This window comes from Aquirufa sp., assembly GCF_964796385.1.
Window position 1 is genome coordinate 1 of record NZ_CBAUBA010000004.1, and the last position, 24170, is coordinate 24170.

23 protein-coding genes and 1 pseudogene are annotated in these 24170 nt (G+C 44.9%); 8 read left to right on the forward strand and 16 right to left on the reverse strand.

Annotated elements, in window-relative coordinates; translation table 11 throughout:
- The 10 genes and pseudogenes from AC1W6K_RS02265 to AC1W6K_RS02310 form a co-directional block, all read right to left on the reverse strand.
- Positions 1-269, reverse strand: a pseudogene (locus AC1W6K_RS02265) (hypothetical protein); the annotation flags it as partial.
- Between the two features lie 183 nt (positions 270-452).
- Positions 453-941, reverse strand: a complete 489-nt coding sequence (locus tag AC1W6K_RS02270) for a UpxY family transcription antiterminator (protein WP_481946278.1) — start codon at positions 939-941, stop codon at positions 453-455.
- 3 nt (positions 942-944) lie between these two features.
- Positions 945-2198 (reverse strand): nucleotide sugar dehydrogenase, encoded by a 1254-nt coding sequence (locus AC1W6K_RS02275; RefSeq protein WP_481946279.1) that lies wholly within the window; start codon positions 2196-2198, stop codon positions 945-947.
- Positions 2199-2200: 2 nt separating this feature from the next.
- Positions 2201-3274, reverse strand: coding sequence for a GDP-mannose 4,6-dehydratase (gmd, locus tag AC1W6K_RS02280; protein WP_481946280.1), 1074 nt, complete (start codon positions 3272-3274; stop codon positions 2201-2203).
- Between the two features lie 96 nt (positions 3275-3370).
- The gene (locus AC1W6K_RS02285; RefSeq protein WP_481946281.1) at positions 3371-5149 is read right to left on the reverse strand and encodes an AMP-dependent synthetase/ligase; all 1779 of its coding nucleotides are present in this window, start codon (positions 5147-5149) and stop codon (positions 3371-3373) included.
- Positions 5150-5631: 482 nt separating this feature from the next.
- Entirely contained in the window at positions 5632-7263 is a 1632-nt protein-coding gene (locus AC1W6K_RS02290; RefSeq protein ID WP_481946282.1) for an Ig-like domain-containing domain, read from the reverse strand.
- Positions 7256-8140, reverse strand: coding sequence for a class I SAM-dependent methyltransferase (locus AC1W6K_RS02295; protein WP_481722249.1), 885 nt, complete (start codon positions 8138-8140; stop codon positions 7256-7258). Before AC1W6K_RS02295 ends, AC1W6K_RS02290 begins: the two co-directional genes overlap by 8 nt.
- Position 8141: 1 nt before the next feature.
- Positions 8142-10001, reverse strand: a complete 1860-nt coding sequence (mnmG, locus tag AC1W6K_RS02300; protein WP_481946283.1) for a tRNA uridine-5-carboxymethylaminomethyl(34) synthesis enzyme MnmG — start codon at positions 9999-10001, stop codon at positions 8142-8144.
- 64 nt (positions 10002-10065) lie between these two features.
- Positions 10066-10479 (reverse strand): rRNA maturation RNase YbeY, encoded by a 414-nt coding sequence (gene ybeY / locus AC1W6K_RS02305; protein WP_481722373.1) that lies wholly within the window; start codon positions 10477-10479, stop codon positions 10066-10068.
- Positions 10480-10501: 22 nt separating this feature from the next.
- Entirely contained in the window at positions 10502-10855 is a 354-nt protein-coding gene (locus AC1W6K_RS02310; RefSeq protein ID WP_481722371.1) for a YraN family protein, read from the reverse strand.
- Positions 10856-10925: 70 nt separating this feature from the next.
- On the opposite strand from AC1W6K_RS02310, the gene lipB reads away from it, so the two are divergent.
- Positions 10926-11660 carry a lipoyl(octanoyl) transferase LipB gene (lipB, locus tag AC1W6K_RS02315; protein ID WP_481946284.1) on the forward strand — a complete coding sequence of 245 codons (735 nt, stop codon included), beginning with the start codon at positions 10926-10928 and terminating at the stop codon, positions 11658-11660.
- Positions 11661-11665: 5 nt separating this feature from the next.
- Positions 11666-12391: a 3'-5' exonuclease gene (locus AC1W6K_RS02320; RefSeq protein WP_481722367.1), complete on the forward strand. Its 726-nt coding sequence runs from the start codon at positions 11666-11668 to the stop codon at positions 12389-12391.
- Here the strand turns inward: AC1W6K_RS02320 and AC1W6K_RS02325 are convergent.
- Genes AC1W6K_RS02325 through AC1W6K_RS02335 form a run of 3 tightly spaced genes read right to left on the reverse strand, consistent with a single transcriptional unit; the run spans position 12386 to position 15409 of the window.
- On the reverse strand, positions 12386-13021 hold the full coding sequence (locus AC1W6K_RS02325) for a DapH/DapD/GlmU-related protein (RefSeq protein ID WP_481722365.1): 636 nt from the start codon (positions 13019-13021) through the stop codon (positions 12386-12388). The two genes, AC1W6K_RS02320 and AC1W6K_RS02325, sit on opposite strands and share 6 nt — an antisense overlap.
- Positions 13022-13028: 7 nt before the next feature.
- Positions 13029-14219: a M14 family zinc carboxypeptidase gene (locus tag AC1W6K_RS02330; protein WP_481946285.1), complete on the reverse strand. Its 1191-nt coding sequence runs from the start codon at positions 14217-14219 to the stop codon at positions 13029-13031.
- Positions 14219-15409, reverse strand: a complete 1191-nt coding sequence (locus AC1W6K_RS02335; protein WP_481946286.1) for a chloride channel protein — start codon at positions 15407-15409, stop codon at positions 14219-14221. The genes AC1W6K_RS02330 and AC1W6K_RS02335 overlap by 1 nt, the downstream gene beginning before the upstream one ends.
- A 93-nt stretch (positions 15410-15502) precedes the next feature.
- On the opposite strand from AC1W6K_RS02335, the gene AC1W6K_RS02340 reads away from it, so the two are divergent.
- From AC1W6K_RS02340 to AC1W6K_RS02350, 3 genes are read left to right on the forward strand one after another with little or no spacing between them, the layout of a single operon-like run.
- Entirely contained in the window at positions 15503-16918 is a 1416-nt protein-coding gene (locus AC1W6K_RS02340; RefSeq protein WP_481946287.1) for a DEAD/DEAH box helicase, read from the forward strand.
- A gap of 11 nt (positions 16919-16929) precedes the next feature.
- The gene (locus AC1W6K_RS02345) at positions 16930-17616 is read left to right on the forward strand and encodes a tetratricopeptide repeat protein (protein WP_481721070.1); all 687 of its coding nucleotides are present in this window, start codon (positions 16930-16932) and stop codon (positions 17614-17616) included.
- Between the two features lie 5 nt (positions 17617-17621).
- Positions 17622-19124 carry a GH3 auxin-responsive promoter family protein gene (locus AC1W6K_RS02350; protein WP_481946288.1) on the forward strand — a complete coding sequence of 501 codons (1503 nt, stop codon included), beginning with the start codon at positions 17622-17624 and terminating at the stop codon, positions 19122-19124.
- Here the strand turns inward: AC1W6K_RS02350 and mscL are convergent.
- The 3 genes from mscL to AC1W6K_RS02365 all read right to left on the reverse strand — a co-directional run bounded on the left by mscL (position 19121) and on the right by AC1W6K_RS02365 (position 20733).
- Positions 19121-19501 carry a large conductance mechanosensitive channel protein MscL gene (mscL, locus tag AC1W6K_RS02355; protein ID WP_481946289.1) on the reverse strand — a complete coding sequence of 127 codons (381 nt, stop codon included), beginning with the start codon at positions 19499-19501 and terminating at the stop codon, positions 19121-19123. The two genes, AC1W6K_RS02350 and mscL, sit on opposite strands and share 4 nt — an antisense overlap.
- Positions 19502-19564: 63 nt before the next feature.
- Positions 19565-19705, reverse strand: coding sequence for a hypothetical protein (locus AC1W6K_RS02360; protein ID WP_481946290.1), 141 nt, complete (start codon positions 19703-19705; stop codon positions 19565-19567).
- A gap of 62 nt (positions 19706-19767) precedes the next feature.
- The gene (locus tag AC1W6K_RS02365) at positions 19768-20733 is read right to left on the reverse strand and encodes a zinc-binding alcohol dehydrogenase family protein (protein ID WP_481946291.1); all 966 of its coding nucleotides are present in this window, start codon (positions 20731-20733) and stop codon (positions 19768-19770) included.
- 215 nt (positions 20734-20948) lie between these two features.
- Between AC1W6K_RS02365 and uxuA the strand changes: the two genes are divergently transcribed.
- The 3 genes from uxuA to AC1W6K_RS02380 are packed head-to-tail and all read left to right on the forward strand — an operon-like array spanning position 20949 to position 24167.
- The gene (gene uxuA, locus AC1W6K_RS02370) at positions 20949-22133 is read left to right on the forward strand and encodes a mannonate dehydratase (RefSeq protein WP_481946292.1); all 1185 of its coding nucleotides are present in this window, start codon (positions 20949-20951) and stop codon (positions 22131-22133) included.
- 10 nt (positions 22134-22143) lie between these two features.
- Positions 22144-22902 carry an SDR family NAD(P)-dependent oxidoreductase gene (locus AC1W6K_RS02375; protein ID WP_481946293.1) on the forward strand — a complete coding sequence of 253 codons (759 nt, stop codon included), beginning with the start codon at positions 22144-22146 and terminating at the stop codon, positions 22900-22902.
- Entirely contained in the window at positions 22902-24167 is a 1266-nt protein-coding gene (locus tag AC1W6K_RS02380; RefSeq protein WP_481946294.1) for an MFS transporter, read from the forward strand. Before AC1W6K_RS02375 ends, AC1W6K_RS02380 begins: the two co-directional genes overlap by 1 nt.
- Positions 24168-24170 lie beyond the last annotated feature (3 nt).

Genomic DNA, 24170 nt, shown 5'->3' on the forward strand with positions numbered 1-24170 from the left:
GCCTTCGTTTCGGCCAAATTAACCCGCGCCGCAACCCCATAACTCCAATCGGCCCGCTTACTCAACACCACTTTCCCGCGCGTTTCAAAGCCAGCCGTCCCATAGCTTTCTTCCGTAGGAACAGCTCCATACTGATTCGCGCGTAACCAAAAAGGTGTATATGAACCACTTGTAACACCACCGCCTACTAGAATCGTAGGTGCTGTATTTTCTTGCCCCAAAAGACGTAAAGCCACTAAACTAAAAAGAATGATCGCGCGAAAACGCATATAATCTGGATTTGGGCTGCAAAATACGAAAAGAAGAGATAAGAAAGAAAAAAATAGTCCGAAGGGAACGAGTCCGAAGTCCGGAGGCAAAGTGTAAGTTATTTTGTTTTCTGCTATAATTTCCCTTCGGACTTCGGACTCGTTCCCTTCGGACTCGTTCCCTCCGGACTACCTCCCTCCGGACTATTTCCCTTCGGACTTATTATCCATCTTCGCCACCAGCTCAAACCCCAAACTCTCAATCCTCAACCGCACCTCGTGTTTGTTTTTAATCCCAACAACCTTGGCCGTTTGGCCCTTCAGGGCGCCTGTGTCAATCGTGATAAAATCACCCACTTGGACCGAATTGCCGATCGACTCCACCTCCAAATGATCCGATAAGAACTGTTGGATCGCCAAAATCTCCGCATCCTGAATGACCGCCGGCTTACCCAACCAATATAAAAAATTCACCACCCCAAGCGTCCGACGGACAATCGGACTCTGTTTGGCTAAATCAATATTCACAAAAACATAGGAACGAAATAAGGGCTCCTCGACCCATTTTTTACGGTCCGACCACTGCTTGCGCTTTTTGCTCACAGGACAATAGGCTTCAATACCCGCCTCATGCAAACGTAAAGCCACCTTCTTCTCCATACGAGATTTCGTATATACCGCGAACCAAGCCATAGGTTATAATCTAGCGTCTACTAAAGATTTATCGAGAACCGATTTGATATCGAAAATAATACCATCCGCCTGCTTCAATGTGGCAAATGGTAAATTCAAAAACTCTTGATGAGCAACAGTTAACACAATCGCATCGTAAGCAGAACCCAGTTCCGAAACCAAATCAATCCCATGGTCATGCTTCACCTCCACCGCATTTGCCCATGGATCATAGACATCTACTTCCATGCCAAAATCGCGCAATTCATGGTAAATATCCACGACACGGGAGTTCCGTATGTCGGGGCAGTTTTCCTTGAAGGTAATGCCCAACATTAATGTCCGCGCACCCCCGATTTTCTTGCCTTTTTGAATCAATAACTTGACCAATTTATTCGCCACAAAAATACCCATATTGTCGTTTACCCGTCGGCCAGATAAAATAACCTGCGGGTAATAACCCAAACTTTCTGATTTGTGCAATAAATAATACGGATCCACACCAATGCAATGGCCGCCCACTAAACCGGGCTTAAAATTTAAGAAATTCCATTTGGTACCTGCCGCCTCAAGCACCTCCGTGGTGTCTATGCCCATGCGATCAAAGATCAAGGCCAACTCATTCACAAACGAAATATTAACATCCCGCTGCGCATTTTCAATCGCTTTGCTCGCCTCGGCTACTTTTATCGAAGATGCCTTGTGCGTGCCCGCCGTGATAATCGATCGATACAATTGATCCACCCACTCCGCAATTTCAGGTGTAGAACCTGACGTTACTTTTTTGATTTTCGTCAAGGTGTTTACCTTGTCTCCCGGGTTAATCCGCTCGGGTGAATACCCACAGAAAAAGTCCACATTAAATGTCAATCCCGAGTGTTTTTCAAGCACCGGTACACAATCTTCCTCCGTACAACCTGGGTAAACGGTCGACTCATAAATCACCACATCGCCATTTTTCAGCGCCTTTCCAATCATCTCGGAGGCTTTCAACAATGGGCTTAAATCAGGCTTTTTGAAATGATCAATCGGCGTGGGAACCGTGACGATAAACGTGTTGCATGAAGCTAGATCACCGCGCTCCGACGAAAATCGCAGCTGCGTCGAAGCCTTCAACTGCACATCGCTTACTTCTTGCGTGCGGTCATACCCTCGATTTAACTCGGCTATGCGCGACGCGTCAATATCAAATCCAAGCGTTGGATATAGCTTTCCAAACTCCACTGCCAGCGGAAACCCCACGTAGCCCAAACCAATAATCGCAAGGGTTGGATTCATTTTTACTTCGTAAATAATTTCACATCAGAATCCATCATATCCTTCACTAAAGCGGGCAAGTCATACTTCAGCTTCCAGCCTAATTTCTCCTTCGCTTTTGTTGGGTCTCCGATTAGCAATTCTACTTCCGTAGGGCGGAAATAACGCGGGTCTACCGCCACAACTTCTGTTCCAATGGCTAATTGATATAATGGATTATTGCACTTCGCAATTTTAGCTACTTCGTTTACACCATCGCCGCTGAATTCCACTTCAATGCCAACCTCCGAAAAGGCCATCCGAATGAAATCACGAACAGTTGTCGTAATACCTGTTGCAATCACAAAGTCTTCCGGTTTCTCTTGTTGTAAGATTAACCACATCGCTTCGACGTAATCTTTAGCATGGCCCCAATCACGCTTTGCATCTAAATTTCCTAAATATATTTTGTCTAATTGGCCTAACGCGATTTGCGAAACCCCGCGTGTAATTTTACGCGTTACAAACGTCTCGCCTCGTAAAGGTGATTCGTGATTAAACAAGATTCCGTTCACCGCAAACATATCATACGCCTCCCGGTAGTTGACCGTAATCCAGAAACCATACATCTTCGCGACCGCATACGGCGAACGAGGATAAAACGGCGTTTTTTCGGATTGAGGAACCTCTTGAACCAAGCCGTAAAGCTCGGAAGTTGAGGCTTGGTAAATTTTGGTCTTCTTCGTTAAGCCCAACAATCGAACAGCTTCTAAAATACGCAAAGTCCCTATTCCGTCCACTTGCGCCGTGTACTCGGGCTCGTCAAACGATACTTTTACGTGTGACATCGCACCTAAATTATAAATCTCATCCGGCTGCACATCCTGAATAATTCGGATGATATTGGTCGAATCACTTAAATCACCATAATGCAAATGGAAGTTGGACGCCACATGCGGATCCGCATATAAATGGTCAATGCGTTGCGTATTGATCAAAGAACTTCTACGCTTGATGCCGTGCACCACATATCCCTTACTCAATAATAACTCGGCTAAATACGCACCATCCTGTCCGGTGATTCCGGTAACTAACGCAACTTTTTTGTTTTGTGACATACTGAATTAAATAAATGACCTTTCGGGCCTGTAAATACAAGCTTCAAAATTACGAAAATTTTGGCAGAGCTTCCCCCAATTTTTATTAAATGGGTTTTAACTTATGTACAAAGCCAAAATTTCTTTTTCGTGCTTCGCATAAATTTGCTTGCGCTTTAACTTCAAGGTCGGCGTAATTTCTCCATCCTGAATCGTAAATAAACGCGGCAATAAAACGAATTTTTTTACCTGCTCATACTTGGCAACAGACGCCATGGCCGACTGCACTTCCTCGTCCATTTTGTTGATGACCTTCGCATTAGCAATCATCTCCGCTGGACTTCCCGCCTCAATACCTTGTTGCTTACACCAATTGCCCAATGCGACAAATTCTGGAATAACAAGGGCCGATGGGAACTTTTGGCCTTCGCCCACCACCATACATTGTTCGATGAAAATCGACTCCTTTAATTTATTCTCCACCAGTTGTGGGGCAACGTATTTGCCACCTGAAGTTTTGAAAATCTCCTTTTTGCGATCAGTGATTTTTAAGTACTTACCGTCTACCATCATCCCAATATCGCCGGTATGAAACCAGCCTTCTGGATCGATTGCTTCCGCCGTTGCCTCCGGGTTTTTATAATAACCTGGCATGACCGAGTCGCCACGCACACAAATTTCTCCGTCTTCGGCAATCTTTATTTCCATGCAATCAATGACCGTTCCTACACAACCTACTTTAAAATCAGGGGGATTAATAAATGAAACAGAAATCACTGGCGATGTTTCGGTCAAACCATAACCCTCCGAAATAGGTACACCTGCTGCCCAGAAAACACGCGATAAACGCGGTTGCAACGCTGCAGATCCCGAAGCGATCAAACGCACATTGCCGCCTAAAGCTTCACGCCATTTAGAGAAAATAAGTTTATTGTAAACCGCGTATTTGATGGAATCCAAGAATCCGAGTTTCTCCATGGGATCATATTGTAACCCAAAATCAATGGCCCCAAAAAATAACTTCCGCTTAATACCCGTTAACTCGTTGCCTTTGGCATAAATCTTGTCATATACCTTCTCTAGCAAACGTGGAACCGTGGCAAACATAGCAGGCTTCACTTCACGAATGTTATCCGCGATCGTTTCCATGCTCTCTGCATAGTAAACCGAAACGCCATAAAACATGTACATGTAGATATCTGTCCGCTCATAAATATGACACAGCGGTAAAAAACTTAATGCCTTATCACTTGCACGTAATTCGAAAAACTGACCGCGATCTAATGACTTAACATTAGATACGATATTGTGATGCGTTAACATGACGCCTTTAGGCCGACCGGTCGTTCCCGACGTATAAATCAACGTAAGTAGATCGGATGGTTTGACTGCATCCATCAATAGCTGTAAAACAGACCGATCTTTTCCTTCGCCCATTTCCTTTACCTCTGTCCACATGGAAGCCCCCTCAACAGGATCAAACGTGTATATTTCTTTAATCTTCTTATTTCCCTTCGAAGCTTCTTTCGATTTTAAATATAAATCTTCACCCTCGACAAAAATAAATCCCACTTCCGCATTCTCAAAAATGAATGCATAATCCTCTACCGTAATTGTGGGGTACATGGGTACCGAAACGGCGCCTATAATTTGAATCGCAAAATCGATGAAGTTCCACTCCGGCCGATTTCCCGAAATAATGGCCACTTTATCGCCTGGTTTAATTTTGAGAGCTAATAAACCTAAAGCAGTTTCATGAATAATGTCCAACATCTCCGTTGAACTAAAATGGCGCCACTCGCCATCACGCTTTAAATTAAATAAGTCTGATTTGTGTAGTTGTTGGTATTGAGGTAATAAATCAAATACCCGAGTGAAGTGTTCGTGCTGTATCATAGGTTTTTTCAACTTACTGTTTGACTCAAAGTTAAGCAATCGATTTGAGCCAAATAGAACTTATGCTGTATTTTTTTGCACAAAATTGTTTCATTCTGAAAATCAACGTTATCCACAAGTTATCCACATCTATGCCACACAAATAATGTTATTTTAACCGTCTATATATTTAAAATATAATGAAAAGTTAAATTAGAATTAATTAGATACCATTCAGCACAAAGTCATTTTGAGAATACATTATCCACATGTAAAATAAAAAGAAAGAAATATTTTAAGTATCTCTTTTTTGTTCTTCTTTATTGTTCTCTGTGGATAAGTGGATAACTAGTCTAAGTGATTGATTAGTAGCTTGGTACTTGGAGATCTCTGTGTAGATAACTTATTTTTTTGTGTGGACAATTGCCTACTTGTCCACAATCTAGAAGCCCTTACATTTTTTATCCACACTGGTGCGGATGAATTGTGGATAAAATGTGTGTTTATTGGGTACTTATCCACAGGTCTGTCAACTGGAAATTGGCTTTAAGTTTGATCTTTGTTGGAAAGAAATAAATGGCCTCGGGCTTAATTCGCGTTTTAAAATTTCCAATATCCCAGCGCCCATTTTGGTTACGATCTTCAATGGCACGCATTTCATAGGTGGAAGGCTCAACATATGGAAACACAAAATTCTCCATCGTCTTGGTTTCATAGATAATTTCTTTTGTCTCCGGATGAATCAATTGAACGATATAAGAAGTATTTGCTTTCGTTGGATTCAACGCTCCCGAAATACTGCCATAATTCTCTAAATCCTGCATTTCATACGCTTGTTTATATGTTTCCGACGAATCTTGTTCGACTGACACAAAAGCCTTTTTGGATATAGCTAATGAAAATTTAGAACGGATAGGTAAATAGTCTTTTCGAATAGTTAATTCATTACCAACGGAATTCCAGCGAAAGCCCTCGTCTGGAAGGTAGCTACGCTCGTCATCCCCCGTGTCAAAATAAATCAATTTGGAGTCAAAGCCAACAACCGGTTTTTGCAAGCGAATGCGGATCGAGTCGTTCGGGCTTACAAGTTTCCCCATTACTGGGAAAACATCGAATTTATAGGCCGCCTTAACAGGCTTTTCCCTTTTAGCCGGTTCCCGAAATTTAATTCGAAATGTTTGCGTAATCTCGCGGCCCAACGAATCCGCTAATTGGCCCTGAAACACGAGCGTATCTTTATGTTCCACGTTTCCTGAGTAGAATCGAATACCACGATTTTGCTCAATTTGATAGGCTAAGGGACATTTAATTAGTGTTACAGTAGCTAAGCCACGGTTAAATTCAACGAGAGAAGTTTTTGCGGTAGTCGTTGTTTTCGCAACTTTTAATGGATCTAAATTTTGTAGTGCCACTTGGAAATCGCGGGTTTGATTTGATTGTAAATCAATAAAAGGTTCTGTGATGAAATCAACCACCTCCTTGTTGGAATTATAGAGTAGGTTGTTATTCAAATCCAGAAATGCCGCCATGTAATATTTCCCAGCCGCCACATTTTCTAGTTGGTAAATTCCCGACGTATCCGTCTTTGTAAAATAATAGGGCTTATTTTTATCAATGCTCAGCGTATCGCTATACGGATAAAGCCCAATTAGAATATTCTCTAATTTTTTATTTGTCTGTATATGCCGAACACGTCCCGAAATCTGTAAGGAATCAATGAGGTCTGATGTACTAAAAACGAGCTTAATGTTTTTGCCAATGTTGCGCTCCGACATATCTTCAATCGCATTTCTGAAATTGAACGTATAAGTTGTATTTGGTTTTAAGGCACTATCCAATAGGATACTCAAGCCCGTCGGACGGATACGGGTTTCGTACGTGCCAATATTTGGGGTGATAAGTAATTCTTGATTTAAATTCTTAACCGCAATGTATTCATTGAAATTAAGGTCCAGTTTTTTGCCTTGAAAATTCTTGCTTTTGTTGAGCGGAACCGATTGAATAACCTTGGGAGCTAATGTATCTTTTTTGCCCCCAGGTGGACTCGCCATTTGTGCACATCCTTGAAGCAGGGCCAGGGTAGCACCCCCTATTAAAATGAAAAGCGCCAGCGATCTTTTTAGATAATTAAACATGTTTGAAAATATAAACATTACTGGAGTAATTTCCGGTTTTTGTCCAGGCCAACACGTTTGACCAAAGCCCCAATAGGAACGAATGAATCAAGCGTTTGCTTCCCGAACGGTATTGATTACTCAATAAAGCAATATAAAAACTATCAAAGATTTGACCGCGCTGTTTCACGAGTTTAAAGCCATGTTTATTCGCCACAAACTGAATTGTCTCCGGGTTGAAATGATAAATATGTCGCGGCACATCATAGGCGGCCCAATATTCCTGAAAATATCCCGCATCAAAACTCTTGGAATTAGGCAAGGCCAAAAGCAATTTTCCATCTGCCGAAATGCGCTTTTTGAAAAACTCAAAATAGGCACCTAATTCATAAACGTGTTCGAGCACATGCCATAAGGTGATCAGCTCAAACTGTTTGTCCTCCGGAATCGCAGCTAAATTGGGATAGATTTTATCTTGAACCAGCGCTGCCGCACGGGCCGCCGTTTCCGGATCTAGTTCCATACCCGTAATGTTCCAGCCCGTATCCTGACAGGTCTTTAAAAAGTGGCCGTTTCCGCAACCTATGTCTAATAGATTTTTGTTTCCCTTTTGGTCCGCTTGAATCCAACCAGCCTTTTGTTTCAAGGTGATATTACGAACTGCGTGGTAAAGCTTATTAACAAAACCTTGTTGAGTATCGCTATGGGATATGTACGTTTCCGACTGGTAAAAGTAGCCAGCCTCATCTGACTTTGGTCGCGGGTTCGTGAAATTCAATCCGCAATCCGAGCAAGCCACTATACCAAAACTATTTTGCGAAACCGTATAATCTTTGGCTTCAAATTGTTTCTCAAAATTAGTTGACCCACATGCTGGGCAATGTTGTAATGTTTCCATATTAGCGACCCATAAATAATAACAAAATGGACACGTCCGCAGCGGACACCCCTGAGATCCGACTCGCTTGACCAATCGTTTGTGGGCGAATGGACTTTAACTTAATCCGCGATTCGGTCGACAAAGTTTTAATTTTATCGTAGTCGAATTGTGTTGGGATGGCTAGGTTTTCCATGCTTTTCATTTTGCCAACCATCAGGCGCTCTTTCTCAATATAGCTTTCGTATTTCACAACGATTTCTACTTGTTCGATGACCTCTTGACTAAAGCGGGCTTTAATATCTAGCCCGATTGCATGCGTTAATATTTGCGCAAAACTTAAGTCTGACCGTCTCAATAAATTAATGATAGGCGCACCCTCTTTTAACGTTGCCGTCCCTTGTTCTGTAAGCCAATCGTTAATTTCCGCAGGCCGCACTTTAGTATGTTGGATGTACTGCGTTAACTCCGCAACCTGTTGTTTCTTTGTCAAAAATGCATCAAGCCTTTCTTGTGTCGCAAGACCTAGTGCAAAACCCTTTTCCGTCAAACGCTCATCCGCATTATCTTGGCGCAACAGCGTTCTAAACTCGGCCCGCGATGTGAACATGCGGTATGGCTCATCCGTACCTTTATTAATTAAATCGTCGATTAAAACCCCGATGTACGCCTCCGATCTACTCAAGGTAAACGGGGCCAAATTGTGTGCTTGTTGGTGCGCATTAATCCCCGCCATCAATCCCTGACACGCCGCTTCTTCATAACCCGTTGTTCCATTTATCTGTCCCGCAAAATATAAGCCCTTGACACGCTTGGTTTCGAGCGTTGCTGTCAATTGTGTAGGCGGGAAATAATCGTATTCAATCGCATAACCTGGACGGAACATTTTGGCATTTTCGAAACCTGGAATTAATCGGATGGCTTCAAATTGAATGTCCTCGGGAAGCGATGTTGAAAATCCATTCACATAAATTTCTACTGTGTTCCAACCTTCTGGCTCCACGAAAATTTGATGCGAATCTTTATCTGCAAATCGATTGATTTTGTCTTCCACCGATGGACAGTAGCGCGGCCCCAATCCTTTGATTCTTCCCGCAAACATCGGTGAGCGATCAAAGCCTTTACGCAATACTTCATGTACTTTTTCGTTGGTGTGCGTAATCCAACAAGACCGTTGTTCTTGAATTGGATCCTTCGTCATATACGAAAAGCTTGTTGGGTTTTCATCCCCTTTTTGCTCTTCCATTTTACTATAGTCTAAGCTCCGTCCATCCACACGCGGTGGAGTTCCGGTCTTCATGCGGCCGGACTCAAATCCGAGTCCCACCAGCTGCTCCGTAATCCCCATGGCCATCGGCTCGGCCATACGACCCCCGCCAAAATTCTTTTCGCCAATGTGAATCAGGCCATTCAAAAATGTGCCATTTGTCAGCACGACGGTGGGCGCGTAATACGACATACCCATCCGAGTGACCACGCCTTTTACTTCATTATTTTCAACGATTAATTGCTGTACCGCATCCTGCCAAAAGTCGACATTTAAATTTCCTTCCAACGCCCAACGCCATTCCTCTGCAAATTTCGCACGGTCCGATTGACATCTAGGCGACCACATTGCAGGACCCTTCGAACGGTTCAACATTCGAAATTGGATCATCGTTTTATCCGAGATAATTCCTGACATCCCACCCAATGCATCGATCTCGCGAACGATCTGCCCCTTCGCCACACCACCCATCGCTGGGTTGCAAGACATCTGGGCAATGGTCTGCATGTTCATGGTGACCAACAAAACTTTAGACCCCATTTGGGCGGCCGCATACGCCGCCTCACAGCCTGCATGACCCGCACCTACCACGATTACATCGTATGAATTTTGCATATGTTTCTTTGTTTCACGTGGAACACTTTTTGTTTTCAGCTATTCGCGTTTCACGTGGAACGTATTAATTTCGTTTGGCTAAATAATAATCTTCCTTCGCTGTCATCAGAGATTTGTCGGCCTTCGCCTTGTCTTTGTATCCACACAGATGAAGTAAACCGTGCACCATAACGCGCTGCAATTCGTTATCAGAGGTGTTCAATTTCGCTCCGTTTTCAACTACGCGTTCGTAGGAAATAAAGATATCTCCTTCGACTAGATTCGGATTTTCCGAATTATCAAAGGTGACTATATCTGTCAACGTGTCGTGCTGCAAATAATCCTGATTGATTTTAAGCAGGTATTCGTCGGCGCAAAACACGTAATTTAGTTCGCCCATCTTTTTGCCCTCTTCGGCTGCCACAGCTTTAAGCCATTGCTTGTGCTTGAGCTTTTCTGGTAGCTGGAATGCTAATTCTTCCGTGTGAAAACTAATCATCTTCGCATATTAAACCGCGAATTTACGAAAAAGCATCCTCGAAATGCTCAATTTTAATTGCTTGTGGAAAAAAAGTAATGGCTATGCTGTCAAATCGTATCTCTTTTTGCCAGTTTTCTTCCTCTTGGTAGCTGTTTGCGGCTTGGTGAAACAGGTTTGTTTTTGAATAGCCAATGCGTTCTTCGGGGAACCCGTGTGCGGTGCTTCGCAACGACTTGATCTCGACGAAGACAAGAAAAATACCCCGCTGGGCGATTAGGTCAACCTCGGCCTTTCCGTTTCGGTAATTTCTTTCGCGGATGCCATATCCACTTTTTTGAAGAAATGTCGCTGCCGCCAATTCTGCTCTTTTGCCTTGCTGTAAATGTTTGGCCATTCTTGTATATTTGCTGGCCCAAAGGTTGCTACATTAAGTTAAGCGGCAAGCCCCAAAACTGATATTGTGCATGCAGAATAAAAATGTCCAGTTTGTTGACTTACACGTAGCCCCTTATCGGGAGGCTTGGGATTTACAAGAACATTTGATGGCACACATTTCAGGCATCAAATTGAGCAATCGAAACCGAACGGAAGATACACTTGAGCAGACACCAAATTACCTGTTGTTTTGCGAGCACCCCCATGTATATACACTTGGCAAAAGTGGCGATGCCACACATTTGTTGATGCAGGAGTCTTTTCTGCACACCATCGGCGCGACATTTTACAAGACGAATCGCGGAGGTGATATTACGTATCACGGGCCAGGCCAACTAGTAGGCTATCCGATTTTTGATTTAGAGAATTTCTTCACCGACATACACTTATACCTACGCATGCTTGAAGAAGCCATCATTCGAACATGTTCCGAATATGGCCTAGTTGCGGGAAGAATTGAACGACTCACGGGCGTTTGGATTAATCCTGAATCAGATGATGCGCGCAAGATCTGTGCCTTTGGCGTGAAGGCCTCTCGCTGGATTAGCATGCACGGATTTGCCTTTAATGTACAGCCTGATCTGTCTTATTTTGGGCACATCGTGCCGTGTGGAATTGCCAATAAAAGCGTTACCTCATTAAGCCAAGAATTAAGTCGAGAGATAAGCCTAGACGAAGTCAAACCCAAAGTTTTAGCACACCTGCAAGAATTATTTCAGTTTCACACGCAGCATGTTTCACGTGAAACATTACCTCAAGCCTAAGCAATATGGATACGCGAATGAATTTCAAGAATACGTTATTTCTAGATATTGAAACGGTATCGGAATCCGCGGATTTTTCCCAATTGTCAGAAGCCCGAAAAGAATTCTGGGTAAAAAAGGCGAAGAATTTAGTGAATCCCGGCAATTTGTCGGCTGAGGAGCTCTACGTAGATCGTGCGGCATTGTACGCTGAATTTGGGAAGATTATTGTGATAGGCATGGGTTTCTTGTATGTGAATACGCAGAAGGAATTGGCGCTGAAAGTGAAGACCATTGCGCACACGGACGAGAAAGTGTTGTTGGCCGAGTTTGCTGCATTTGTCAACAAGACGTATAAGTCGAAGGAATTGACGCTTGTCGCGCATAATGGAAAGGAGTTTGACTTTCCTTATTTATGCCGACGAATGATGGTGAATGGATTGGAGATACCGCGGGCCTTGCAATTACAGGGCAAAAAACCATGGGAAATCATTCATCAGGATACGATGGAGATGTGGAAATTTGGCGACCGACGGTCGTTTACATCGCTTGAATTATTAGCTGATTTGTTGGGAATTCCAGGAGCCAAAAGTGATTTATCTGGCGATCGCGTACATGCGGTTTATTATCAGGATCACGATTTGTCGCGCATTACGGCGTACTGTATGGAGGATGTTATTGTTGTGGCCCAGCTCTACCTTCGCTTTCACTTCATGGAGCTCGTTGAGCCTCAACACATTGAAAAACTATAGTATTTTAGCCGGATTTCCGAAAGCGCGCTTGCTTGCAGGGATATTTTCTATCACAACACTACCCGCTCCTACGGTTGCTCCTTTTCCAATTTTCACACTTCCTACGATGGTGGAGTGAATGCCAACAAACGCATTTTTTTCGATTTGGGCTTCTTTCCCGATGACAGATCCTGCGCCGATTTGAACAAAAGATTCGATGATGGCGCCTGTTTCGATAATGGAACCAGCGCCAATAATAACATGGTCGGCTAATTTACTTTCAGGCGAAATCACGGCTGATGCGCCTATAAATAATCCATAAGCTAAGCTTTTTACATCTGCAATTTGAGCGCTCGGATGAATGGCGTGTACGGGTTTGGTACCACGATCTTCCTCGATTAACTCGATAATTTTTTTGCGTTCTATTGGGTTTTCTAATGCCACAAAAACAGAACAAGACTTACCGATGAGTCCCCAATATGAATCATCTTCCGTCGTTCCTAGCACAGGAATTTCTCCGATGATCGTGTCTTTCTTTTTGACGTCATCATCTAGAAATCCATAAACGACTACTTCGTTTTTTTGAAAAATGTGAGCCACTTCTAAGGCAAATGGATTAACTCCGATAATGATTACGGGCAATGAAGTCATGTGTTTCTTATTTTATTTTGGCTGTAAAGGTACTCAAATCAAAGGCAATTGAATTGTTTTCTACGTAGATCAAGGAGGAGATTTCGGCTCCCAAAGAGACGTCTTGTCCTGTAGGTAAATCCCAGGACGAACCATCTACTTGATTCAAGGCTTGCATATAACTTAAATCTCCAATCTCCTCGATGCGCCATGAATAGGCAATTTCGTCTGTTGGCAGCGCAGTTTCAACTAAGTTAATTCCGATATCTGCACGGTGTTTTCCTTCGGAATCTAGGGGCGCCTGCGTGATTTTTAGGTCAAAGATTTGCCGTTCATTTGTCTCTAGATTTGTGTAGAGATCAATGGATTCGCTCGAGTAGGTTTCATCAGCAATACTAACAAGAGCATCTAGTAGAATTGCGGCATTCATCCGACGAAGCGAATGTTTTTCTAGGTCCCATCCTGCACCACCAGCTTCCACGAGTAGCAATCCATAGCCGCGCGATTGAAAGGTGTCTCCGAAAGCGCGTGCGTTAAATTCGTCATTCCATTTGGCCACCTTATTGGGTAAATATTTTTGAGTAAAACGCGTTGAGCGATTCGCTAATTGTGCCGCGCGTGTGCGCGAAGGTGTCCATGTTCCTGCCTCATCCCCAGCGGTTGCAAGGAAAGCAATGTGCGTTTGATGGGCGCTATTGCCTACGGAATAAAGCCGATTTTGATCATGTAAATTGAACGCAAATAGCGGTTTTTTACTGTCGGCCCAAGATGATAACAGCCGAGCTTCCACACTATTTTGCGCTACCGCATCTCGGTTCATATCTATCCCGAATGCAGTTTCGCGGGTCCAACGAGCCGCCCCATCCGCATTTAGGCGGGGGATTACATATAAACTTATTTTCTGATGCAATTTTTCCCTAATTTCCATGGATTCTTTCGAATCTAAGGATAAAAAGCGGAAGATATCAGCCAAAGCCATGGTAGCTGTTGCCTCATCCCCATGCATTTGTGACCAGGCGATAACAGGTATGGGGCCGGACCCAAAACAGACCTCATGAATCGGTCTTGCTTCGGTGGTTAATCCGATTTGCGTGACGGTAAAATGCGGTGATGCCGACCAGCCCGCAAGTAGATTTTCCCAGGTGCTGGCCGCGAACCTGCGCTTCGTTAACGTGGGTTCTTGGTAATGCGGATGCTGATCATAGAAGTAGTCGAACATTAGCGATATGGCGGTTTGGGTAAATAATCAGACCAAGGTTGGACTTTAAACAGTCCTTCTTTTCCTGAAAAATAAATCACAATGATAGTAACGAATAGATAACAGAACCAAGCTTGAGGTCCGAATAATTCACAGCCAAGCAACAGACCGGTGATGGGGGTTTTGGCTAAACCACAGTAAAGCGAAGTAAATCCGATGGCGGCTAATAATGGAATGGGGAAATTAATCCAGCTTGACAAACTTGCCGCCGCATGGGAGCCAATTAAAAATAAGGGAGTTGCTTCTCCCCCTTTAAATCCGAGACCAAGACTTAGTGCCGTCGCGAATAATTTAGTTGGCGCAAATTCCCACCCATCAAACGTGTCTGAAAATGGCCGAAGTAAAAATTCAGAACCCAATCCGACCGTTTCTGAAAAAATGGAAATTTGAAATAGGCCGAGCAAAATTAAGCCCGCGAGAATCCCTTTGAGAGCCGGCTGTATGGGCAATTTCCCGTACGCGGAAAAAATAATCGATTCTAAGCGTGTATAGATTAACCCAATCAGCCCTAAAAACAGGCCAATAAACGCTAATTTGGTCCAAAATGAGGCCGATATAGGGGGCAAAAAAACAAGGGGATACAAAACGTGTTTTGTACCCCACACGTGGAGACTGACAAAATTGGCCGCAAATGCGAGGGCGGCGCAGGTAAAAAAGGATGGCCAATGAATTTTGCCAACCTTCCCTACTTCGAGTCCGAAAAAACAGCCGGCTAGTGGAGTTCCAAAAACGGCAGCGAATCCAGCGCTCATGCCGGCGCGGAGCCAGATGGATTTTTCTTCAGGGGATACTTCAAATTTTTCACTTAGATAGGCCGACAAGTTTCCACCTATCATGATGGCCGTTCCTTCACGGCCGACCGATGCGCCCACGATGTGGCTGACCCACGTGGCAACTAAAATAAAGGGAGTTGCTAAAGGCGAAACGGGAGAATCGCTAGAAGCAATAAATTGTTTGGTACTGATTTGTGCCCAGGTTTTGAACTTGAGTACATAAAATAAAAGACCGACGAGCGGCAAGCCATACAAGTAGGCCGGTTGGCGCATCGAAGCAATCACCTCCAAGCCCCACAAAAATAAAGAAGCTAAAGTCCCCATGGAAAAGGAAAGTAAGATTCCGATTAGGAGACGTTTGGCCCAAATTGACTGCATAGAAGCAAAAATTTGTTTCAAAGGTAGGGAATTTTATTTTGCCTACCTTTGTGCGGTCAAGTTCAGCTTGCCTTAACGAATTGAATTCCCTTTATGACTGATTTTGCATCACTTGGCTTAAACCCACAATTGCAGCGCGCTTGCGAGGCCGTGGGCTACACCTCAGCTACTCCTATTCAGGAACAGGCGATTCCAATGATGTTGCAGGGGCATGATGTTTTAGGTATCGCGCAGACGGGAACAGGTAAAACGGCAGCCTACGCGTTACCTTTGTTGATGCGCATTAAATATGCCCAAGGTAAAAACCCGCGGGCCCTTATTTTAGCTCCTACGCGCGAATTAGTTATTCAAATTCATGAAGTGATGGTGGGTTTGGCGCAGTTCACCGACTTACGTTTACTCGCACTTTATGGTGGATTAGGGCCAAAGACGCAGATTCAAGCCTTAGAGGCGGGGATCGATATTTTGGTTTCGACGCCAGGTCGATTTTTAGAATTATATCGGAAGGATGTAATTGTTGTCAAGGAGTTGAAATTCTTGATTTTGGATGAGGCGGATAAAATGATGGACATGGGTTTCATGCCGCAAATCCGCGAGATCTTAGAAAAAATACCGTATAAAAAACGTCAAAATGGATTGTTCTCCGCGACTTTTCCAGAAAAAGTAGAGAACCTGTCCCATGAGTTTTTGGAGTTTCCTTTACGGATTGAAGTGACGCCTCAGGCGACACCGGCTAGCCAAGTAACGCAATTTGTGTATCAAGCGGAAAACTTGAAAACCAAAATTAACGCCTTGGAATATTTCATACAACAGCCTCATTTTGAGCGCGTTATGATATTTTGTCGGAGCAAAGACGCTGTAAACCAAGTAGAAAAATACCTAACCCGTAAAGTCTTACCTGAGGATCAAGTACGGGTGATACACTCGAATAAAGGGCAAAATACGCGAATCAATGCGATGCAGCAGTTTCGGGAGGGTTCGATAAAGGTATTGGTGACGACGGATGTGGCGTCGCGCGGCATTGATATTCCGAAGGTGTCGCATGTCATCAACTTTGATGTGCCCCTAATTTATGAGGATTATGTGCATCGGATTGGTCGGACAGGACGTGCGGAGCAGGTGGGGGAGTCGATCACATTTATCACCTTGGCTGAGCAATATCACTGGGCAAAGATTGAGGAAATCATCCAACAGAAGATAGAGATTGCCCCATTACCCGAAGGAATATTGATTGAAGAAACGCCTTTTTTAGAGCAGCAAGACATGTTGCGTGCGGTGGATGATCAGCGGAAACGCGAGGATCCGGAATTCAAAGGCGCATTCCATGAGAAAAAGTGGGTCATCAAAGCCCGCGCGAGTGGAAAAAAAGTACCTACGCGCAAAGCTGTGACGAAGGCTGGACCGAAGGGGGGCGCGAAGCTTGATCCCAAGCCGGCACCGCGCAATAACCGACCAGGAAAAAATGCCAAATTTCGTCCGGGTGGTACGACAAATAAAAAGAAACGGTAGATTTGCATTTCATGAAGACACGATACCTGATACTATTGCTTTTAGCTAGCTTTGCGGCACATTCGGCGACGCTAGACTCCTTAGTCAAAGAGGCAAAATATTTACCTCTTTACGGCCAGAAAGCCCTTTCTCAAAAAGACCAAACGGAATTAACCCAATTTGTGGAGTCCTGTGATGCGAGTTTTGGCTCGCGGAAAGAGGCTAGCGATTTCTTTGTGGAACGTGCTTGGGAGTATGTTGGAGCCGGAAAATTAGATACGGCAACGTACCGCTTTAATTTATTGCATGCATTGAATGACCAGTCGGTGGACGCCTATTGGGGCCTCGGGGTCATCACCTTTCAGCGCAATGATTTCCCTAAAGCCATTGAATTTTTAGAAAAAGGATTGAGCTTGGATACGGCGCAGGCGATTTTACGTGTCGACTTAGCGGTGGTTCAATTGAGTTGTTATTTGAAACAAATGGAATGTGGAACGTTGGATGGGGTAGAGGGGCATTTGGCAATTGCATTGCGCCAACAACCCGGATATGGGATGGCGTGGATGAAGCGTGCGCAAGTGGCGTATTTACAGGAACGTTATGCGGAAGCGTGGACGTATTTGCATACGTCAAGAAAGCTAGATATTTCACAATTGGACATTAGTTTAGGCCAATTATTAGCTGAAAAAATGCCTGATCCGGAGGGTATATTTAAGTAGAATCTATGGGAATTCGGTCATTTTTCGCGAAACCATTTGCCAAGCGCATCGTGAAACAGCATCAGCGTTCGCATGCCCTGGCGGTTCAAATTCAGGAAAATTGGTTGAAAGAAAATCTAAAGAAAGCCGAAAAAACAATCTTTGGTCAGGCTTACGAATTTGACAAAATCCGAAATTATTTAGAGTATAAAATCCGCGTTCCCATTGCGGAATATGAGGACCTGAAAACCTACATCGACGAGATGGTCTTAGGTTCGCCTGACATTTTATGGCCGGGCAAACCGGCGTATTTTGCGAAGACATCGGGCACAACCTCGGGTGCGAAATATATACCCATTTCGAATGAATCCATGCCTTTTCATATTTCTGGCGCGCGTGATGCCCTATTGCATTATGTACACTACTCCGGAAATGCGGCGTTTTTGGACCAAAAATTGATTTTTTTATCCGGTTCCCCGGAGTTGGAAGCCAAGAACGGAATTCCTACCGGACGCTTATCGGGCATCGTGAATCACCACGTTCCAGGGTATTTGCGTGGGAATCAATTGCCAACGTATGCGACGAATTGCATTGAAGATTGGGAGGAGAAATTGACTGCGATTGTGGGGGAGACGATAGGCCAACGGATGGGATTGATATCCGGAATTCCGCCTTGGGTACAGATGTATTTTGACCGCTTGGAGGCGCAGTCGGGCCAAAAAATAGGCGATTTATTTCCTGATTTTCAATTGTTTGTGACGGGAGGGGTGAATTTTGAACCGTACCGACAGAAAATAATGGAGTCGATTGGGCGGGATATTGATGTGGTAGAAACTTATCCGGCATCGGAAGGATTCATCGCATTTCAGGATTCGACCGGGGAAGAAGGCTTATTGCTGAATGTGGATGGCGGAATTTTTTATGAGTTTGTTCCCACGGAAACGTATTTCACCGCAACGCCGAAGCGACTTTCATTAGCGGAGGTACAGGTGGGCGTAAATTATGCGTTATTGATGTCTACGAACGCAGGATTGTGGTCTTATTCGATTGGGGATACGGTCAAATTTGTGTCTTTGGATCCGTTCCGGATTGTGGTGACGGGAAGAATTAAGCATTTTATTTCGGCATTTGGGGAGCATGTGATTGCGGAGGAAGTGGAACGTGCGATGGCTGAGGCGCGCAAAGCGTTCCCAGATGTGCAGCTGGTGGAGTTCACCGTCGCCCCCCAAGTAAATTCAGAAAAAGGCGATTTACCGCACCATGAGTGGTTGGTGGAGCTATCTGGCCCCTTACCAGACAAAGCTGGATTTCAAGCCATTTTAGAGGCATCTATGCGTGCGCAAAATATTTACTACCAAGATTTGATTACGGGCAAGGTGTTGCGGGGATTGGAATTGACGCTTTTAAAACCGAATGCATTCATTGATTACATGAAATCGCAGGGTAAGTTGGGCGGCCAAAACAAGGTTCCTCGTTTATCGAATGACCGGGCCATTGCGAATGGTTTACGCGCCTTTGTGGCGAATTAATTTTTCCCTTGTTTCTTGAGTTGGTCCCGAATTTCGGTCAAAAGCTTGTCGGTGGAACTCAGGTTCTCATCCTTGGGTTCGTCGCTGATTTTCAATTTATTTATCCCCTTAATTGCCAAAAACAACACGAAAGCAATCATTAAAAATTGGATGGTTGCGGCAAGTGATTTGCCATATTTGACGGCACCCCAGGATAGCTTATCGATGTCGGCCACGCCCGCCGCATGCGTTGCCGGAGCTAATATTAGTGGCGTAATAACATCTTCTACCAACGAATTAATGATGCTCGAAAACGCTGCTCCGATGACGACGGCCACGGAAAGTTCGATGACATTTCCTTTAATGGCGAAGGCTTTAAATTCTTTTATCCAGGACATGGGGGCAAAGGTAGGGAAAATAGTAGCTAGTCCAACTAGACACTAGTCGTTAGACGCTGGACGTTAGACGTGTGTAAAAGTATCCTCCGGACTAATTCCCTTCGGACTGACATCCAGCGTCCAGCGTCTAATGTCCAATGTCTGATTTTCCTCCGGACTCATTCCCTCCGGACTGATGTCCTGCGTCCAGCGTATAATGTCCAATGTCTAATTTTCCTCCAGACTAATTCCCTTCGGACTAACGTCCAGTGTCTGACGTCCAACGTCTAGTTTGACTGACTACTGACGACTGCTTTTATCACCCCCATCTCCGGCAGGTGAATCTTCGGAAATACCTCAGCGACTGCCGACCAAGCCACGTGGTGGCTGATGAAATCACTTGCATTGACCCGCTTTGTACGCAGCAAATCCATGACATACAGGAAGTCTTCAATTGTAGCGTTGCGGCTACTCATCAGCGTCGCTTCGCGTTTATGGAATTCGGGGTGGATGAAGGAAATGGCCTCTTTTTGAAGCCCAATGAGGATATATTGACCTCCGTGGGCGATTTTGGCAAAACCAGATTCGATGGCTGCGCGGTTTCCGGTGGCGTCGATGACCGTTTGATAGCTCGATTGTGAAGCTACAGACACACCCAATTTATCCTCACAAAATGCCAAACGCGCCGCATTCGGTTCAGCTACTTCGACCTGTGCCCCTTGGATTTTGGCGAGTAAAATGGTGAATAATCCGATGGGCCCGGCACCCATGACAAGCACTTTTTCGCCCGCCTGAATTTTTCCACGACGCAGTCCATGGGCGGCGATGGATAAGGGCTCTACCAGGGCAAGTTCATCAGCAGAAAGCCCGTTCCCGGCTAAGATAAATCGGTCCTCCACGGTGATATATTCGCGCATGCCGCCATCGGTATGCACGCCAAAAACCTGAATATGTTCACAACAATTCGGTTTGGCTTGTTGGCACGCGGAGCAAGTCCCACAATTAAAATAAGGGATAATCGTCACCAATGAACTGCTTGAAAATTGTTCGGATTCCACGACCTCGGCCGCCAATTCATGCCCTAAAATTCGGGGATATTGAAAGAAGGGTTGGTTCCCAGCAAACGCGTGTATGTCGGTGCCACAAATTCCAATCACGCGGACGCGCAATAGCGAATATCCTGCAGGACGATTAGGTATTTCTGTTTCTTGTAATTCAAAAGTTCCCGGTTGGGTGCATGACCAAGTTTGCATCAGGATTAAATCGGTTTAGGTTTCTGAAATTAGCAATTTAAATTAAATTAGTCCTCATAATTCTAAACCAAGTGAAAATCAACGACGTTTTCTTCTGGGCTTTGGCCTAATTCCCAGCCGTCTTTTGGGCTAAATGAACCAATAAACACGCAAAGATTTCAGTAAATTTTGTGCATTTTGCACTTTACAACGCGTAAGCCTTTAAACAATTTTACATGATACACACGATGCGTTGGTTCGGACCGAACGACCCGGTTTCGTTGATGGATATACGACAAGCCGGATGTACTGGCGTTGTCACTGCGTTACATCAAATCCCCGTTGGCGATGTGTGGTCCACCGAAGCTATCCAAGAACGCATTTCGATTATTGAAGCAGGGAATCAGGATTGGACGCCCTTACATTGGTCGGTGGTCGAATCGCTTCCCGTACACGAAGGAATAAAAAAGGCCTTGCCTTCTCGTGCTCAGCACATCGAAAATTACAAGACTTCATTACGTCATCTAGCAGCTTGCGGTATCAAAACGGTTTGCTATAATTTTATGCCCGTGCTGGATTGGTCACGTACCAAATTAAATTTCGAAATGCCGGATGGCGCACGTGCTTTGCGATTTGTGTGGACCGACTTTGCTGTATTTGATTTGCATATTTTACAGCGCACAGGTGCGGCCGCGGATTATACATGGGCTGTGCAGGCGGCAGCTTCTGAGCGTTTTGCGACGATGACTTCAGCCGAGAAAGACGAGTTAAAAAACACGGCACTTTTAGGTCTTCCGGGCTCCGAGGAGGCCTTTCATTTAGAGAATTTTCAAAGTCTACTGGACGAATACCGCGATATTTCAGCGGATCAGTTGCGTGAAAACTTGCACTATTTTGTGCGATCGATTGCGCCTTTGGCACAGGAATTAGGCATCAATCTATGCATCCATCCGGATGATCCTCCATTTCCTTTATTAGGCTTGCCGCGGGTGGTGAGTACGGAATCGGATTTAGCTTTATTGATGGAAGCGTCGCCGGTGCGGGCTAACGGTATCACATTTTGCACGGGATCTTTAGGGGTGCGGGCCGATAATGATTTGCCCGCGATGATTCGTCGGTTCGCAGATCGCATTCATTTCATGCACTTACGTACGACTTTCCGGGAACAGAATGACCCCTTGATTTTTCATGAAGCGCCGCATTTAACGGGCGACGTAGATATGTTCGAGGTTGTCAAAGCAGTCGCGGAAGAAGAAAAAAGAAGAGGAGGCGCGGAGATTCCGATGCGTCCCGACCACGGTCATCAAATGCTCGATGATTTGAACAAGAAAACATACCCAGGCTATTCGGCGATCGGACGATTACGCGGTTTGGCAGAAATACGTGGACTAGAATTAGCGATTCGCTCCACTTTAAATTAGAAAAAGTAAAATGCAACAACCATTCTCATTACACGGGCGCGTGGCGCTCATCACAGGTGGCGGAACTGGAATCGGGTTTGATATCGCGAAATGTTTTTTAGCGTCCGGCGCGACGGTCGTGATTACCGGTAGGCGCGAAGATGTGCTGAAAGAATCCGTGGCTAGCCTTGGTGCAGGTGCTCATTTTGCAGTGAATGATGTGTCGGATTTGAGTTTGACTACTTCTTTAGTTTCCGAGATTGTTTCGAAACATGGGGGCATCGATATTTTGGTGAATAATGCGGGGATTAATATGAAGCGATACGCGGTGGAAGTTTCGGATGACGATTTTGCCAACATAATTAATGTGAATTTGAATGCTGTTTTTGCCTTGACACGTGAAGTGGGGAAACATATGCTCGAGCGCGGCAAAGGATCCATCATTATGATTTCATCCATGGCGGCTTATTACGGAATCGATCGGGTGGCGGCATATGCGTCGTCAAAAACCGGTATTTATGGATTGGTTCGTGTGCTGGCTTCGGAGTGGTCGGGGCAGGGTGTGCGCGTGAATGCGATTGCCCCCGGATTTATTGAAACGGCGATGAGTCGGACTGCTATGAATTCGGATCCGGATCGGAAGCACAAGGCGATGGATCGCACGCCGATGGGCCATTTCGGGAAACCAGAGGATATCGGTTGGGCCGCAGTGTATTTGGCATCGGATGCATCAAATTACGTAACAGGCGTCTCAATCCCGGTTGACGGCGGGAATTCAATCGGATTCTAATGAAAGGAAATTATCGGTGGGTGGTGGTCGCTCTGTTGTTTTTTGCGACGACGATTAACTATTTGGATCGCCAGGTGATTGGGTTGTTGAAGCCTACACTGGAGAAAGAATTAAATTGGTCGGAGACGGATTACAGTTTTATTGTGATGTGTTTTACGGCTTCGTATGCGATTGGATTATTAGCTTTTGGAAAGGTGATTGATAAGATCGGTTCCAAAATGGGCTATTCGATTTCGATTGTTATTTGGTCTATTGCATGCATGGCACACGCCTTAGCGAAGACAACTTTTGGATTCGGTGTTGCACGCGCAGCTTTAGGAGCCGGTGAAGCAGGGAATTTTCCTGCTGCGATAAAGACGGTTGCGGAGTGGTTTCCGAAACGGGAGCGCGCTTTGGCAACCGGCATTTTTAATTCCGGGGCAAATATCGGAGCCATGGTGGCGCCCATTATGGTGCCTTGGATTTTGGGGGCTTATGGCTGGCAAGAGGCGTTTATCATTACAGGTGCGATCGGATTTATTTGGTTGGCCTTGTGGTGGTGGTTTTACGAGGTGCCTGCGAAACATGGTTCTGTTACGCCAGAAGAACTTACGCATATTCAATCGGAGGAGGAAACTACGCAGGTGGCGCCTATTGCGTGGGGTAAATTATTTGGGTATCGCCAAACCTGGGTCTTCATTGTGGGCAAGTTTTTCACGGATCCGATCTGGTGGTTTTTCTTGTTTTGGTTGCCGTCTTATTTCTCGACGACTTTTGCATTGGATTTGAAAAAGCCGAGTTTACATTTGGCGGTTTTGTTTACATGCACGTCGATTGGTAGTATTGGCGGAGGCTATATTTCAGGCTGGTTGATGAAGAAGGGCTGGCCAGTTTACAAGGCGCGAAAATATTCGATGTTCTTTTTTGCTTTGTGTGCGGTGCCGATTATCGGGGCACGCTGGGCGACGGATATTTGGCAGGCTGTATTTTTAATTAGCATTGCTGCATCGGCGCATCAGGCATGGTCGGCAAATATATTTACGACCGTATCGGATATGTTTCCGAAGCACGCCGTTTCATCTGTCGTGGGGATCGGGGGACTTGCGGGCTCACTTGGGGGGGTGATTTTTCCGTATATTATTGGCGTAATTTTAGATTCCTACAAGGCAGACCAGGCATTGTCGGCCGGATATAATGTTATATTTGTTGCTTGTGGCTGCGCGTATTTGTTTGCGTGGTTGTTGATTCATTTCATTTCGCCTAAAATGGAGGCGGTTAAATCGTAGACC